Here is a 15,483-nt window from a genome sequence, read left to right on the forward strand (position 1 = left end):
TAAGCTATTAGTATATCATATTTTTGAAAAGGCTTTTTATTTTTTTCAGTCAAATGATAGGCAATCAAAAAAGGGCTGCTGTTCAGCCCTTTTTCTTAAATTTATCTTATTCTTTCGTTTCTTTTTTCTTCCGCCAGAATGAAACGGTTCGGCCTTCTACATTAATCTCGACTTTTTCAAATCCGGCTTTTTCCCTTTCGGCATCGGCCGAAGCCTCCTGAGTCGCTTTTTGTGTTCTTCTGTGGTCTGCTGCCGAAGTCGCTGGTTTTTCCGGCGCGCGAAGTCCCGCACGGCTGTGTTCTTTCTTCAAGCGCTGACGCTCTTCTTCTGAAGAATGAAAGGGATGTTTTGTATCTCTTTCCCTCAGGTGCTCGCCACTGCGTTTGCCTCGCTGGCGCAGCGCTTCGGTTTCCTTGGAGACTTGCTGCCAGACGCTCAGCATCTGTTTTTCGTTATCCCGAGAAGCATCCGTCATCTGCGCGGCCTGTTCATTGCTGTACTTGCGGTATGGGTTAATCTTCTGTTCTCTGGTTCGTTTGGGATTCGCCGCCGTTTTTTCCACCGGCTGCCACGAGGGCTTCTTCTGTTCTGCTGGCGCCGGGGTTTCTTCAATCACTTTGTCTTTTTCAGAAAGACGATCTTGACGGAAATACGTCGGTTCTTGATGTTGATCACTCATTTGCTCTTCCTCCTCCATCATCTGCGGCTGACTATCCGGTAATGTACTGGTTTCCGCCACAACGGATTGTTTTTGGGGTGTCGGTTCTGATCCCGGCGCAGTTTCCACATCGCCAAAGGCCAATCGCCCTTTTTCACGTTCAGCATAAAACGACTGGGTAAAAAAGCCGCTTTCGGCAAAATCATCTTCTTCATCGCGTTCCGATTGAATCGGCTCCTTTTCGCCCCCGATCGGCCGGGTGTCATAGCGTCCAAGATCCTTCAATGCGGTGAAAACCCGGGTGTCATCCGAGTCGGCCGCTGGTTCCGGCGTTTTGATCACATTTTTTTGCCCATGGCTGCGAATCTGATTCAAAAGTTCCGGTGATAGGTCCGGCAAAGTAGCGGTAGCCTCCGGCGCGTCCTCCGCCGGCTTTTCCGATGCGTCTGATGAATCTTCAGAGATCGGCGCATCCGCCTCCTTTGCTTCGGAGGGTTCTTCCGCCGGCTCCGAAGGACGCTCGGTCTCTTCCATCGTGAACAATTCGGCGGAATTATCCTGCAACCAATCCAACGGCTCGGTTTCATAACCGGTCTTTTCTTTATCTGGCAAATGATCCATCTCGTCCGGCGCAAAGATATAATCTTCGGTGCCGAATTCTGTGTCATCTAAAAACGAATCCTCTTCGGCAGGCTGCGCATTCATGCGGTATTGAACCCAGCCGATAATCCCGACAAAAGTCAGCGCGCTGCCGATCGAAAAACCGCCGATACCGCCATAAAACCCGGCGATCTTACCCAGGTAAGGGATCGACACATTAATGCCCAGCATCCAAAGCGTCGTGGTCGACTGAGAAACCACACTGTAAACTGCATTGGTGCCTTTGGAGATTGAGGTAACCAGATGATTGTTTCCCAACGCCTGAACGATATTCGAAGCCACCGGCATCTTGCCGCCATTAATAAAGGAAGCGATAAAGTTTGCCGTCGTTCCTACCGTCATCAAAATGGTCCAGAGATCATCAAAGTTAAAAATCAGTGTGATTAAAATCAAAATATAGCTGACAAAGTTGACAATGGTGGCCACGCCTGTCGCCGCACCCAAATAAAACCACAGGTGTAATCCCAACTGCAGCACGATACCCATCAGCCCCAAAGGCCAAAGTGAAACTTTTTTACTGAAAATCCGTCTGACAGAGCCGCCGCGGACCATCCCGAGGATCAATCCCAATATCATGGCGCATATTATAAACATCGATAACCACCTTCAGTCTGAAATTTTTTCGAAATTTTTTATTGTACATTTGCTTCTGTTATTGCCAATTTCGCTCGTTTCTCTTCCGCATTTCCGCGAAGATAAACTAAGATTAATTTTAAATCAAATGGTGTCTGATGTCAATTCATCCCAATCTACCCGCCCACAAAAATACCCGCCGGAACAGGCGGGTAGAATCATCTGACATTAAAGCGTCGGTTCAATGAGGCCGAAGTTGCCGTCATGACGGCGGTACACCACGTTGACATCATCGGTTTCCGCATTGAGAAAGACAAAAAAATCGTGTTCAAGCAAATCCATTTGCATCGTCGCTTCGTCCACCGACATGGGTTTAATGGCAAATTTTTTAGTTCTAACCACTTTGGGCACATCGACGCTTTCTGCATCTTCTTCATCTTCAAACGCATCAAAGATCAATTTAGGCGCTTCATTGGCATAGCGTTTCTGAAGTTTGGTCTTGTATTTGCGCAGCTGCCCTTCCAGTTTGTCGACAACCGCTTCGATGGAGCTTTTCATGTCGTCGCTCCATTCTTCAGCCCGCAGGATGGTTTTGCCCAGCGGAATGGTCACCTCAAGCATCTGACCATTTTTATCTTTGCTGAAAGTGGCGTAAATTTCTGTTTCCTTATCAAAATAGCGGTCAAACTTTTGAAATTTTTTCTTCAGGATGTCTTTCAAGCCTTCCGATACATGCATGTTTTTGCCATAGATCGTAAATTTCATAATGATAGTCCTCCCGGTCATTATTCGCCGCCCTGCCAACCGCATGCAAAAGCGGCGCCAAATCTTTTGATTTGGTTACGCTTTCATTATAGCATAGTCCGGCGCCATTTGCACTCTTCTTTGCCAAATTTTATTTGCACTCTCTCAAAAGACATCGCTGGCCCATAGGACGCACGCGTCTTCGATCCCCGCCGTTCTTCAGTCTGATGCACATTCATTGTTCTCCCGATCTTAAGCTTGGCTTTCTCGAACTCCCATGCTCGTCGCGGATTATCATTCTTTTTTAAAGTTCTTGCCGCCGCTGCGCACTTGTATGGTATAATATCATCACTTATTTTATAAAAATCAATTTTGTGCATCTGCGCAGATAAATTTCAAATTTCAATCGTGAAAGGAATCCCATGACTTTAAAACGAAAATTTCTGGCCGTCTTTCTGGCTTTCGTTATGGTGGTCGTTGGCAGCGGCGTCATTTATATTTTTAGAGTTCGCGCTAAAATCTCCGGTGATAATCTCGATTCCAGCAAACTCAGTGTCGCTAAACTGCCGAGCGGCGTCACCAATTACGCCGTTTTTGGCATCGACGGCCGAAGCGACGTCGAGGGCAATCGTTCCGACGCCATCATGATTTTGTCCGTCAATTACAAAACCGGGGAAATCACGATAACGTCGGTCATGCGCGATCTCATGGCGCGCATTCCGGCCAGTCGCAAAAACAACATGACCTATGAAAAAATCAACGCCGCTTATAGCTACGGCGGTGCGGCTTTGGCCATTAAAACTCTAAATGAAAATTTTGACTTGAACATCGAGGATTACATTTCGATTAATTTTGACTGCATGATGGAAATGGTCAACGCGGTTGGCGGCATCACAGTTAATATCACAGACGAACGCGTGCTGAAATACACCAACGAGGCCATCGACATGGTCAATGGCACCGAACATACCAACGCGGCTCATCTTCAAATGGGGAAAAATCACTTAAACGGCGCTCAGGCACTGGGCTATTCCCGCAACCGTCACTCCGACGATGATTTCGGCCGGACGGAACGCCAGCGGGAAGTCGTGCAGAAAATCTTAAAAAAGGCGAGCAAAATTGATACCTTCACCGCGCTAAAATTATTTTCCAAAGTTTACCCTTATATCACAACGTCGATGTCCAACGCGGAAATGACCCAGTTTCTGCAGGGCTATCTGCAGACCGACAAAAAAACTTTTGTAAGTCAGCGCATTCCCTTTGAGAATTACTATGCAACACCCACACTGAACGGCATTTCCTATGTGGTACCTAAGACGCTTTATGACACGGCGGTTCAACTGCACAAATCCATCTATGGCAGCAACGTCAATTACACTCCGTCCGCAACGCTGAACACCATCAGTGACGGCATTGTCAGCCGCACCGGCTATGGTACCTATCACGGTTCCGGTGCTTCGACTTCGGGTAATCCTTCCCCTTCCGGCGGCAGCACGTCAAATTACAATAGCTCAGCTCCTAACCGCAGTTACCGCACCCGCAGATATCGTTCTTCCACTGGAACGGCACCATCCCGTTCGGCCGGCGCCGCTGCATCAACGCCAAATACAAGCGCATCGTCGGCAAGTCGATCTCAAAATTAAGCCTAAAAAAACGCCTTTCGGTGAACTAGTCAACAAAAGTAGACAGTGTAAAAAACTATCCAAAGCCCAGTTCAGTTCTGAATTGAACAGGGCTTTTGTACTGCAACGCATAGGCAGGCCGCTCGTTATTGTAATAATCTACAAATGAGGCAGCCATTTCAGCTGCCGTCTCATATCTCTTGTGCCAGCCTTCCGAATAGATTTCACACTTTATCCATCCATTGATGGCCTCTATGACAGGATTGTCTGTTGGCGTTCCTGCTCGTGACATTGATCGAATTTCGTATTTAATGCCTTTATGTCTGATCACCGTCATGTCTGAAGCAATGAGTTTCATTGGCGCCGATGCGTTCCAACGGCCACGCACAATATTGGCGAATCGCTAATATTCTTGTCCCATCATCGGCTTGCGCCAATTGTAGTGTCTTACCCTGGCCCTTATGCCTGCATCTTTACAGCATTTGTGAGCGAGATTGTCTGAGAATAACCTCCCCGTTTCATCTCGAACCATCTTAGCCAGTCGGTGATATCCGTAAGACCGGTGTCTGTGATGGGCATTCCTTAACAATTCTGTCAGCACATCCCGGTCAACTTCATACCTGTTCTTGGTCTCTTTACGAGCCGCCTACTTGTAGTCGCCAGATCGATTAACGTCCATTTCTCTGCACAACTCTGTTATTGGGTATTCATCTTTAAGCGCGTCTACTATTTGAAATTCAAGTCTTTTAAAATAACGAACGCCTTGTCGGCACCAACTCCTTTCGCGATGTAACCTTTTTTAACCGTTCATTCTCAATCTGAAGTTTCTCAACCATGAGCAACAGTCTCTCTTCTTCGGTCAGTTTTTTGCTCGTATGCAATGCTGCAAATTTGTTTCCCGGATGACGCTTATCAGGATTAAGTGCATTTACGTCGCCGTTACGATACTTTTTAACCCAACCGTCTAATGTTCCGAATGGAATCCCTTGCTACTTTGCCAATGTTTTCACCGGATAACCTTCTTCCTCGCACATCAGCACATAGCGTCATCTCTCTTCGTTAGTCCATTTTCTGTTTTTGCCGCCTTTTTTCCGACCTATTAATCATCACACCTCCAATGAAATCATACCATGAAAATAAAGTAGACATGTTTTTTTAACATGTCTACTTTTATCTTATTAGTTCACCCTTCGGCGTTCTTTTTTATTTCCTGCAATATCAGATTCTTTTTAATATTCGATCGGTTCGCTGACCAAGTCAAAAATCGCTTCTTTAAAGGCGCTCACGGCCGTTTCGCACTGTGCCTGGCGCCCGGTTAAAATGGCCCCGCTCATATTGGATTCGGTCGGGCGGCTCCAAAAGCGCACCACATCCACGTTAGCCTGGGTCAGTGCCTCATCGATGCCGACGGCACCATGCATCGCCGGCGCGATCAAATAAGCGATGGATGATCCCTGCTTCAGTTTGTAGGCCTTCGCGAAATAGCTGCCGATACGCGATACGCATTGGGCGTAAATCAGCGTGCTGTCGTCGTCGGAAATGCTGTAGCAGGTCGATGCCTTTTCGGTGAACTCCCGCACATAGCGCAGGCCGCGCTCCACATCGGAAACCATCGGCCCGGAGAGCACCCCGAACACCTGGCCGTCGTTAAATTTGCCGCAACCGCCGTAGGTGGTGTAAATCTGGGCGACCTGCACATTGGATTTTTTGGTCGCATCATCCGCCGCCACATAGCCCACGCCGTCGCAGGCGGTGGTGAACAGGCCGATATCGATGTGCCCGTCCGGCAGATGATATTGTTCGAGCATGCAGTCTTCCACATCGGTCAGCAGCCGATTGGCCACAAATTTCCCGTGGACTAAATCTCCGATCATCTTGGGATCCTCCTTTTTCCGTTCAGCGCTGTTTTATGTGATTTTATTTTAGCATGCATCCGGCGACTTTTCAAGCGCGATTAGCGCGTTGGCCAGCGCGCAAAACGCCGCGCCGTCAAGCTTCTCTGCCCGAACTTTCGGATCGATGCCGGCCGCTGCCATCGCCGCGAGCAACTGATCCTTGGCATAGGCCGTGTTGGTGGTCAGGCTGTTGATTAATGTCTTGCGCCGATTCATGAACGCGGCCTTCACCACGCGAAAAAACTGAGCCGGATCCGTCGGCGCATAGGGCGGCGCCGCTTTTCTCATCGCGATAACAATGGAATCCACTTTGGGCCGGGGCATGAACACCGTCGCCGGCACCGTAAAGGCGATTTCCGGCCGGGCATAATACTGGCAGGCGATGCTCAGCGAGCTGTAAATTTTGCCGCCGGGATCAGCACAAATGCGCTCGCCCACTTCCTTCTGCACGAGAAAAACCATCTGCGCCAGCGTCACCCCGCTAGGCCACTGGGTTTCAAGCAACTGCATGATGATGGGCGTCGTGATGTAATAGGGCAAATTCGCCACTACCTTCAGGCTTGTCGCGTCCGGCGCCGCCTCAGCCACCAGAGTGGCCAAATCGGTTTTGAGCACATCCGCATTCATCACGTGCACATTCTCGCAATCGGCCAAGGTCTCGCCCAGCACCGGAATGAGTTTCTGATCGATTTCGACGGCAATCACCTGTCCGGCCCGCGCCGAGAGTTCCCGGGTCAGCGTGCCGATGCCGGGGCCGACCTCAATCACGGTGTCCGCCGACGTCAAATCGCCTGCTGTCGCAACCTTGTCTAAAATATGGTCGTCGATTAAAAAATTTTGGCCGAAGCGCTTGTTAAAGTGCAGCTCGTGGCGCTGCATCAGCGCTTCAACCGTCGTCGGTGAGGTCAGTTTCATTCGCTATCCTTTTCTGTTTCCTTACGGGCGGCTTCGGTCAACACCGCGCGCAGGGCCTCGGGTGTATTGTCCGCCGGCCGGCGATACACGTGGTGCAAAAGCAGGGTCAGGCTGCGGCCGATGGCCGCGCCGCTAAGGCCCATCGCCTTTAAATTCGCCGCGGACAGCGCGAGCTCCGAGCGCACGATCGGCTGATGTTCCTGCACAATCCGCGCATAGCACGCTCGATTGGCCGCCGCCCGCCGCTGATCCGCCGCCGCCCCAGCCAGCGCCTGCTGAAGGGCCAGCAGCTTTTCAAACGACGGCCTGCCGAGATCGGCCAAGGCCGATTTGAACGCAACAATGTCCGCAGCGGCCGAGATCTGCTGCCGCTCGCCATATCGCTCGGCCGCCCGCACCATCGCCCTGGGCAAGGCCAGCGGCTTCAGCACTTCGGAAATCGCGCTTTCGTCGGTCAGTAGAAACGCCAGCCGCACCGCCGGATCCTCCGGCAGGGCGTCCATGACGGCCTCATCGCCTTCCAAAGGCATCCGGGCGCGGCCGATTCCCAAACGCCGAATCAAGTCCGCCCAAAGACCGCTTGCTGTTAAAAGCATCATCCCCCGGCCGAAATGCGGACCGGTTAAAAGCTTTCGCCACTCGCTGCCGATGCGTTCGCAGCTCACGCCCGCCGTGTCGGCATCCGCTGTAAGCGCGTGCCAGGTCTCCGCTTCGACGGCAAACCCTTTGATCGTCGCCAGCCGCACACAGCGCCACTTGCGCAGCCTGTCCTCGGCAAAGCGCGTCTTCGGGTCGCCGATGCAGCGCAGACGCCGCGCCTTTAAATCCGAAAAGCCGCCCACATAATCCAGCACGACGCCGCGGCGGTCCATCAATAGACCGTTCACCGTGAAATCCCGGCGCAAGACATCCTCCCGGGCCGAAGTGCCGAAAACCACCCGATCCGGATGACGCCCGTCGCCGTAATTTTTGTCGGCGCGGAAGGTCGTGATCTCAAACCACCGGCCATCCAGCTGCACCCCGATCGTGCCAAAGCGCGCGCCGGCCGTCGCAACTTGCGCCCCGGGCAGCGCGCGCGAAAACAATGCCTGCATCGCCTCCGGCCTGGCGTCGGTGGTGAGATCCATATCCGTCGGCACCGAGCCGAGCAGCGCATCCCGCACCGCGCCGCCGACCAGATACAACGCGTACCCTGCACCTTCGAAGTAATCGAAGAGCCGTTCCAGCGCGTCACGCATCGCCGATCACCATCCGTCTGAGGATTTCCGCCTCGAGACTCCGGGCGTTGTGTGACTTCACGATGTCGATGATCGCCTCGAGGGTGTCCACCTCGTAGGTGGGGTGCGCCCGGGCAAGGGACGTCCGGGTGTTGTAGCCCCAATCGACGGCTGCCACATCGATGCCCGCCCGGCGGCAGGCCCGAATGTCCCGCACTTCATCCCCGACGTAAAGCATCTCCGACGGGCGGATATGCAACTGTCGGCACAGGCACAGCAGCCTGCGGTCCTTGCCGAAGAACGCGGCGCATTTTAAAAAATCAAAACAGGCGTTCAGATCATAGCGCGTTAAAAACGCGTGGACATTCTTCGCCGTGTTGGAGGTGAGGATGCCGCAAAAGAGCGTCCAGCGCCGCAGCTCGGACAAAAAATCACCTAGTTGATCGTGGAAAGGCATGATCTCATCCTGACGAGCCGCGAGCTGCTTACCGCCGTATCGGATCAGCTTCCCCAGTCGCCGCAACGGAATGTGCAGATGCCTCAGCACATCGGCCATGGCCATCTCTTTAATCGCACCGATCGCTTCCGGCTCGACGGTTTCCAATCGATAGCGCCGGGCCATTTCGTTGTAGACTTTAAGCATAAGGGCTTCCGTATCTGCCAGTGTGCCGTCGAAATCAAAACACACACATTTATAAGTCATGGCTGAAGCCCCCTTTCGTTAAGCTCGTCTCGCCGCCGATTTGTCTTAATTGTCCAACAGGATTGATCAATTTTCAATAAAAATCTTTATTTTATGATAAAATAAACTAAAAAATACGCAGAAAGCAATGCCCATTCTCTCGCACCATTCTGGCGCAACACAGCTTCAGAAGTTCTGCATCCGAGAATTTCAGGCGTATTAAATTCAATACATCCGTTGACCCCGCGCGTAACCCATGATAAGATAAGGGCATCGCTTTATTACGCTACTGTATAAAACAACGAGGAGACTTTATGCTGACCAATTACACCATCGAGGGATTCGAGAACATCCAGTATCAGGGTTTTCGATCGTTAGCCGCCATCGAAGCCAGGCTAAAAAAACTTTATCAGTCCTACGGTTACCATCAGATTTCAATCCCGACCTTTGAATCCTTCGATCAATTTATCACCGACAACACCATCCCGGGCGATGAGCTCTTTAAGTTCATCAGCCGCAAGGGCAAAGTGCTGGCCCTCAAGCCCGACGCCACCCTTTCCGTGGCGCGCATGGCGGCCATCAACCACCACGACCCCGGGGAAATTATCAAATTTTTCTATCAAACCAATATTTATCGTCACTTTTCCGCTCCCAGCGACGTCAAAAAAGAAATCACCCAAATGGGTGTTGAATTTTTCGGCGACACCGCGCCGGAATGCGATGGCGAAATCATCGCGCTGGCCATCGAGTCACTGCGGGCCAACAGCATCGCGGACATTCAAATCGATATGGGGCATGTGGGCTATATCAATTATCTGTTGGATGAGCTCGCCCTTTCCGAGAGCGACCGCACCGCGCTGATCAGCCTCATCGACAATAAAAACATCGGCGACATCCGCGCCTTCCTGGACGCGCGCGAATGCGATCCTGCCATTGCCGAGATCGTGCTGCAACTGCCCCGGCTTTACGGAAAACCGAGGGAAACCTTTGAGCGGATGCGCACCCTCTGTGTGAACGACCAAATGCGGGCGGTGGTCGCAAATCTGCAGGCCATTTACCGCCATCTCGAGGTGGTGGGCCTGGCCGATGCCGTCACCTTTGATCTCGGCTTCACCAACGCGATGCATTATTATTCCGATCTCGTGTTCAAGGCCTACGTCGGCAGCTGGGGCGCGCCCATCATCGACGGCGGCCGCTACGACCATCTGAGCCAAAAATTCGGTATCGATCGGCCGGCCTGCGGCTTTGCTGTCGACCTGCTGGGCCTGATGGACTTTATGGATCAGCACGGCCTGCTCGACGATGCGCCGGAGCCACACCGCGTCATCGTCTATGCCGAAAACGCAAAGCCCCGGGCCTTTGCCCTCGCCGCCGATTGGCGCCGTCAGGGACTCCCGGTGGAAATCTTTTGCACCGCCGCGGATCTGCCGGAGCAAGCCATCGTCGCCCTGCGATCCCAGCAGCTTTACCGCGACAGCTATTTCTACGCGATCACCGCCGACGGTCTCTTTCAATTCAAAAATAATCGGCTGATGCCGATTGAGGCCTTTAATGCGGCTGAAACCCGGCAAGGAGAATAACATGATTCAAAAAGAAAATGCCAAATTAAAAATGGCGCTGGCCAAGGGGCGCGTCGCCAACAAAACCATCGATCGGCTCAAGGAGATCGGCTATATTTTCCCCGACTACGCCAAGGACAGCCGCAAGCTCATCTTTACCGACACCACGGACACCATCGAATTTTTTCTCGTCAAGTCACCGGATGTCGGCACCTATGTCGAAAAGGGCGCCGCCGATATCGGTATCGTCGGCCGGGATGTGCTTTTGGAGCACCCCGCCAATGTGTACGAGCTGCTCAACCTCAACATCGGCCTGTGCCGCATGTGTGTCGCCGGTTTTGCGGGCACCAAAATTCAATACAACCGCAAACTTACCGTGGGCACCAAATACCCTCATATCGCCAAAACTTATTTCAACCGGCTGGATCAGCCGGCGGATCTGATCACGATCAACGGCTCGGTAGAGCTCGGCCCCATCCTCGGTCTGTGCGACTGCATCGTCGACATCGTTGAAAGCGGCAGCACCCTTCGGGAAAACGGGCTCGTCGTGCTCGAGACGCTGTTTGAAATCAGCTCCCGGCTCATCGTCAATCAGGTCAGCTTAAAAACCAAAAGCCAAGCCATCGACCCCATCATTCAGAAATTCGAGACGCTGGCCCTTTAGCCCGTCCCGCCGTTTTCAGGAGAGAACACCATGCAAAAATTAACCTATCGGGACAGCCTCGGCCAGCTGGACCGCCTTTTAAAACGAAATAAAGCCGATAATCAAAGCATTCGCGACAGCGTGCTCGCTATCATCGATCGCGTCAAGGCCGAGGGCGACGCCGCCCTGCGCGCGCTGACCGCCCAATTCGACGGCTGCAACGTCGCTGATCTGAAGGTCAGTGCCGAAGAAATCAACGAGGCCTTCGCCGCAGCCGACCCGAAACTCGTCGCCGCCATCGAAAAAGCGGCGGACAATATCCGCGCCTTTCACAAAAAACAACTCGAGACCACCTGGACCTACGAGCCGGCGCCGGGGATCACCCTGGGCCAGCACATCACACCCATCGAGCGGGTCGGCGTGTACGTGCCCGGCGGCAAAGCCGCCTATCCCTCCACCGTGTTGATGGACACCATCCCCGCCGTCGTCGCCGGTGTGGATTCTATCGCCATGGTCACCCCGCCGGGCAAAGACGGCCAGATCGACCCGAATATTCTCTGCGCGGCCAAAATTGCCAGCGTGACGGAAATTTACAAAGTCGGCGGCGCCCAGGCCATCGCGGCGCTGGCCCACGGCACCGAAACCATCGCGCCGGTGCACAAAATCGTCGGACCGGGCAATATTTTTGTCGCTACCGCCAAGAAGGAAGTCTTTGGCAAAGTGGCCATCGACATGATTGCCGGTCCCAGCGAAGTGCTCGTGCTTTGCGACGGCTCTGCCGATCCGGCATGGATCGCCGCCGACCTGCTCTCCCAGGCCGAACACGACGAGATGGCCATGCCCATTCTCGTGACCACCGACGACGCCTTTGCCGACGCCGTGATCGATGAGGTCTATCGCCAGATCAAGGCCGATCTGCGCCGCAAAACCATCGCCAAAAGCGCTGTCGATCATTTCGGCTTTGTCTTCGTTTGCGACGATTTGGACGAAGCTTTTGAGCTGGCCGGCCGCGTCGCTCCCGAACACATGGAGCTGGCACTGCCCGACGCCAAAGCCTATCTCAACCGGGTACAGAACGCCGGCGCCATCTTCCTCGGCAACTACTCGCCGGAGCCCCTCGGCGATTATTTCGCCGGCCCCAACCACACCCTGCCCACTTCCGGCACGGCAAAATTCTCCTCGCCGCTCGGCACCTACGACTTTATCAAGCGCTCGAGCATCATCGAATACGGCGAGGCCAATCTGCGTGCCGTCGCCGACGACATCGTCACCTTTGCCGAAGCCGAAGGCCTTGACGCCCACGCCAAATCCATCGAAAGAAGATTCAGAAAGAAGGTTTAAATGATGGACTACACCGCCAAACTTACCCGCCCCTGTGTCCGGGTCCTCGAAGCCTATCAGGTGGTCCCGCCGAATTACAAAATTATTTTAAACGCCAACGAAAATCCCTATGATTTTCCCGACGCCCTCAAAGAAGCTTTTTGCCAGCGCATGATGGCCACCGCTTTCAACCGTTACCCCGATCCCACGGCGGCCGCCGTGCGCGAGGAGCTTTTCGCCTACACCGGCGTCGCCGCTGATCAGATCGTTGTGGGCTGCGGCTCGGACGAAATCATGGCCATGCTCGGACAGACCTTTATCGCTCCCGGCGATGTGGTAGTCGGCCACGCCCCCGGCTTTTCGATGTACGAAATCTGGAGCGTCATCGCCGGCGGTCAGTTTATCTGGGTGCCGGACAACGCCGCCTATTACCACAACGTCGAGGGCATCATCAACACTGCAAAAGAAAACAACGCCAAACTCATCTATTTGTGCTCGCCCAATAACCCGACAGGCGGTCTCTTCCCCCGCCACGACGTGATCCAGATCCTCGAGGAGACGGACGCCCTGGTGGTGCTCGACGAAGCCTATATCGAATTTAAAAGTCCGGATGATTCCCTGGCCCGCCTGGTCGACAGCTACGGCAATCTGCTCGTGATGCGCACCCTCTCCAAGGCTTTCGGTCTCGCGGGAATCCGCTGCGGCTACTGCCTCGGGCCGAAGCCGCTCATCGACATGATGAATAAAGTCAAATCGCCCTATAACCTCAACAAGCTCACCCAGGAAGCGGCCCTCATCGGCCTTCAAAACCGCAATCGGCTTCTCGCCCGGGTGAAAACCCTCAACGCGGAACGCCACCGGGTTTACCGGGCGCTGCTCGCCTTTGATCTCGGCCGGGTGTTCCCGACCGCCGCCAATTTTATTTATTTTGAGACGCCCCGCGGCGGCGCCATCGAAAAAGCCATGCGCAAACGCAGTATCCTGGTGAAAACCTTCGGCGCGACAGACGACCGCCTCACGCCTTTCCGACTGACCATCGGCGCTCCGGAAGAAAACGACGCCGTGCTTGACGCCATCGCGGAGGCCCTGCAATGAGCCGATCCGCCACCCTCAGCCGGGAAACCAAGGAAACCCGAATCGCCCTGACCCTCGATCTCGACGGCAGCGGCTGCTCCGACATCCATTCGTCGGTGCCTTTTTTCGATCACATGCTCACCCTCTTCGCAGCCCACGGCCGGTTCGACCTCACCGTAAACGCCGAAGGCGACGGCGCCGACAACCACCACGTCATCGAGGATCTGGGGATCCTCATGGGGCAGGCCTTCGCCCGGGCGCTGGGCGACAAGGCCGGCATCGCCCGCTACGCCACCGAATTTCTCCCGATGGACGAATCCCTTTGCCGCATCAACATCGATATCAGCGGTCGGGCGTATCTCGTCTGGGACGTCACCCTGACCCGGGAAATGATCGGCGATTTCGAAACGGAAATGCTCCGGGAGTTCTTCATCGCCTTTGCCCACAACGCCGCCATGACCATTCACGTGGCCTCCCTTTACGGCATGAACAACCACCACATCGTGGAGGGCATCTTCAAGGGATTTGGCCGCGCGCTCAAAACGGCGGTCGCCATCGACCCGACCGTTCGTGGCATTCCCAGCACGAAAGGGGTGATCGCATGACCGTCGCCATTATCGACTACGATGTCGGCAATCTGAAGAATGTGCACACCGCCCTTCAGGACGTGGCCCTCGACGCGGTGATCACCCGGGATCCCGCGGTGATCGACGATGCCTCGGCCATCGTGCTGCCCGGGGTCGGCGCCTTCGCCGACGCTATGGCCCATCTCGAACGGTTTTCCCTTGACGAACCGCTCAAGCGCAGCGTCGCGGGGGGCAAACCGCTGCTCGGCATCTGTCTGGGCATGCAACTGCTCTTCGACGAGAGCGAGGAGGACGGCCGCTGGCCGGGACTCGGCCTGATTCCCGGACGGGTCGTGCGCTTTGACACGCCGCAGCTCAAGGTGCCCCACATGGGCTGGAACAACCTAAACGTTCATCGGGAGGATCCCATCGCCCGGAGCATCACCTGTGAAGATTATGTTTATTTTGTGCATTCCTATTACGCAGTGCCGAAGGATTTCGACGCTCACGTCGTGGCCTACGCGGATTACGGCGTGCGCGTGCCGGCCATCGTCCGCAAGGATAACGTCATCGGCATGCAATTTCACCCCGAAAAGAGCAGCGGCGTCGGCACCCGCCTGCTCACTAATTTCAAGGAGGTTCTCTCATGATTGTTTTCCCAGCCATCGATATTAAAGACGGTCAATGCGTGCGCCTCAAGCAGGGCGTCAAGGAAGATCAGACCGTCTATTTCAAAGATCCGGTGGCCGTCGCCAAACGCTTCGAGGCCGACGGCGCCGAATACCTGCACCTGGTGGATCTCGACGGCGCCTTTGACGGCGAGCCCAAAAACCTGTCCGTCGTTAAGGCCATCGTCGACGCCGTGCATATTCCCGTCGAGCTCGGCGGCGGCATCCGCACCGAGACCATCGCCGATATGTATATCGACATCGGGGTGTCCCGCATCATCATCGGCACCCAGGCCATCAAGGATTTCCGCTTCATCGAGCACCTCATCGCCAAATACGACGACAAAGTCTGCGTGTCCATCGACGCGAGAGACGGCATCGTGCGCACCGAGGGCTGGACGGAGAACAGCAACATCGAAGCGCTGGAGCTCGCCACCCGGCTGGAAAAAATCGGCCTGTCCACCCTGGTTTACACCGATATCGCCAAGGACGGCATGATGGGCGGCCCGAATTTTGACGTGTTAGCGCTCCTCAACCAAAACCTGAACATGAACATCATCGCTTCCGGCGGCATCGCCGGTCCCGAGCATCTGGAGCGTCTGGCCGCCATGGGGCTTTACGGCGCGATCTCCGGCAAGGCAATCTATGAGGGGGCCATCGATCTGAAGGCCTATCTCGGCAAATAGG

16 protein-coding genes are annotated in these 15,483 nt (G+C 54.3%); 8 read left to right on the plus strand and 8 right to left on the minus strand.

Features of this window, described 5'->3' with window-relative positions; translation table 11 throughout:
* Positions 1–106: 106 nt before the first annotated feature.
* Both V3C63_RS00850 and hpf read right to left on the minus strand, forming a co-directional pair.
* The gene (locus V3C63_RS00850; protein WP_329885931.1) at positions 107–1,912 is read right to left on the minus strand and encodes a DUF5317 family protein; all 1,806 of its coding nucleotides are present in this window, start codon (positions 1,910–1,912) and stop codon (positions 107–109) included.
* Between the two features lie 207 nt (positions 1,913–2,119).
* Positions 2,120–2,656 (minus strand): ribosome hibernation-promoting factor, HPF/YfiA family, encoded by a 537-nt coding sequence (gene hpf / locus V3C63_RS00855; RefSeq protein ID WP_040639929.1) that lies wholly within the window; start codon positions 2,654–2,656, stop codon positions 2,120–2,122.
* Between the two features lie 401 nt (positions 2,657–3,057).
* On the opposite strand from hpf, the gene V3C63_RS00860 reads away from it, so the two are divergent.
* Positions 3,058–4,278 carry an LCP family protein gene (locus V3C63_RS00860; RefSeq protein ID WP_329885933.1) on the plus strand — a complete coding sequence of 407 codons (1,221 nt, stop codon included), beginning with the start codon at positions 3,058–3,060 and terminating at the stop codon, positions 4,276–4,278.
* 55 nt (positions 4,279–4,333) lie between these two features.
* Here V3C63_RS00860 and V3C63_RS00865 read toward each other — a convergent pair whose 3' ends face one another.
* The 6 genes from V3C63_RS00865 to V3C63_RS00885 form a co-directional block, all read right to left on the minus strand.
* Positions 4,334–4,615, minus strand: a complete 282-nt coding sequence (locus tag V3C63_RS00865) for an integrase core domain-containing protein (protein ID WP_329885934.1) — start codon at positions 4,613–4,615, stop codon at positions 4,334–4,336.
* A gap of 45 nt (positions 4,616–4,660) precedes the next feature.
* Positions 4,661–4,858, minus strand: coding sequence for a hypothetical protein (locus V3C63_RS11900; RefSeq protein WP_483434121.1), 198 nt, complete (start codon positions 4,856–4,858; stop codon positions 4,661–4,663).
* 628 nt (positions 4,859–5,486) lie between these two features.
* Entirely contained in the window at positions 5,487–6,131 is a 645-nt protein-coding gene (locus V3C63_RS00870; RefSeq protein ID WP_329885935.1) for a BMC domain-containing protein, read from the minus strand.
* Positions 6,132–6,179: 48 nt separating this feature from the next.
* On the minus strand, positions 6,180–7,067 hold the full coding sequence (gene rsmA, locus V3C63_RS00875; RefSeq protein WP_329885936.1) for a 16S rRNA (adenine(1518)-N(6)/adenine(1519)-N(6))-dimethyltransferase RsmA: 888 nt from the start codon (positions 7,065–7,067) through the stop codon (positions 6,180–6,182).
* Entirely contained in the window at positions 7,064–8,305 is a 1,242-nt protein-coding gene (locus V3C63_RS00880; protein WP_329885937.1) for a CCA tRNA nucleotidyltransferase, read from the minus strand. The genes rsmA and V3C63_RS00880 overlap by 4 nt, the downstream gene beginning before the upstream one ends.
* Complete coding sequence (locus V3C63_RS00885) at positions 8,298–8,987, minus strand: HAD hydrolase-like protein (RefSeq protein ID WP_329885938.1); 690 nt, start codon at positions 8,985–8,987, stop codon at positions 8,298–8,300. Before V3C63_RS00885 ends, V3C63_RS00880 begins: the two co-directional genes overlap by 8 nt.
* A 293-nt stretch (positions 8,988–9,280) precedes the next feature.
* Between V3C63_RS00885 and V3C63_RS00890 the strand changes: the two genes are divergently transcribed.
* From V3C63_RS00890 to hisA, 7 genes are read left to right on the plus strand one after another with little or no spacing between them, the layout of a single operon-like run.
* Entirely contained in the window at positions 9,281–10,546 is a 1,266-nt protein-coding gene (locus tag V3C63_RS00890) for an ATP phosphoribosyltransferase regulatory subunit (protein ID WP_329885939.1), read from the plus strand.
* Position 10,547: 1 nt separating this feature from the next.
* Positions 10,548–11,189: an ATP phosphoribosyltransferase gene (gene hisG / locus V3C63_RS00895; RefSeq protein WP_329885940.1), complete on the plus strand. Its 642-nt coding sequence runs from the start codon at positions 10,548–10,550 to the stop codon at positions 11,187–11,189.
* A 30-nt stretch (positions 11,190–11,219) separates the two neighbouring features.
* A complete protein-coding gene (gene hisD / locus V3C63_RS00900; protein WP_329885941.1) occupies positions 11,220–12,509 on the plus strand; it encodes a histidinol dehydrogenase in 1,290 nt (429 codons plus the stop codon).
* Positions 12,510–13,583, plus strand: coding sequence for a histidinol-phosphate transaminase (gene hisC / locus V3C63_RS00905; RefSeq protein WP_329885942.1), 1,074 nt, complete (start codon positions 12,510–12,512; stop codon positions 13,581–13,583). It abuts the gene before it with no gap.
* Entirely contained in the window at positions 13,580–14,167 is a 588-nt protein-coding gene (gene hisB, locus V3C63_RS00910) for an imidazoleglycerol-phosphate dehydratase HisB (RefSeq protein ID WP_329885943.1), read from the plus strand. The genes hisC and hisB overlap by 4 nt, the downstream gene beginning before the upstream one ends.
* Positions 14,164–14,778 (plus strand): imidazole glycerol phosphate synthase subunit HisH, encoded by a 615-nt coding sequence (gene hisH, locus V3C63_RS00915; RefSeq protein ID WP_329885944.1) that lies wholly within the window; start codon positions 14,164–14,166, stop codon positions 14,776–14,778. Before hisB ends, hisH begins: the two co-directional genes overlap by 4 nt.
* Positions 14,775–15,482 (plus strand): 1-(5-phosphoribosyl)-5-[(5-phosphoribosylamino)methylideneamino]imidazole-4-carboxamide isomerase, encoded by a 708-nt coding sequence (gene hisA, locus V3C63_RS00920; protein WP_329885945.1) that lies wholly within the window; start codon positions 14,775–14,777, stop codon positions 15,480–15,482. Before hisH ends, hisA begins: the two co-directional genes overlap by 4 nt.
* The last annotated feature ends 1 nt before the right edge of the window (position 15,483 follow it).

The organism is Pseudoramibacter faecis (assembly GCF_036289405.1).
GTDB lineage: Bacteria > Bacillota > Clostridia > Eubacteriales > Eubacteriaceae > Pseudoramibacter > Pseudoramibacter faecis.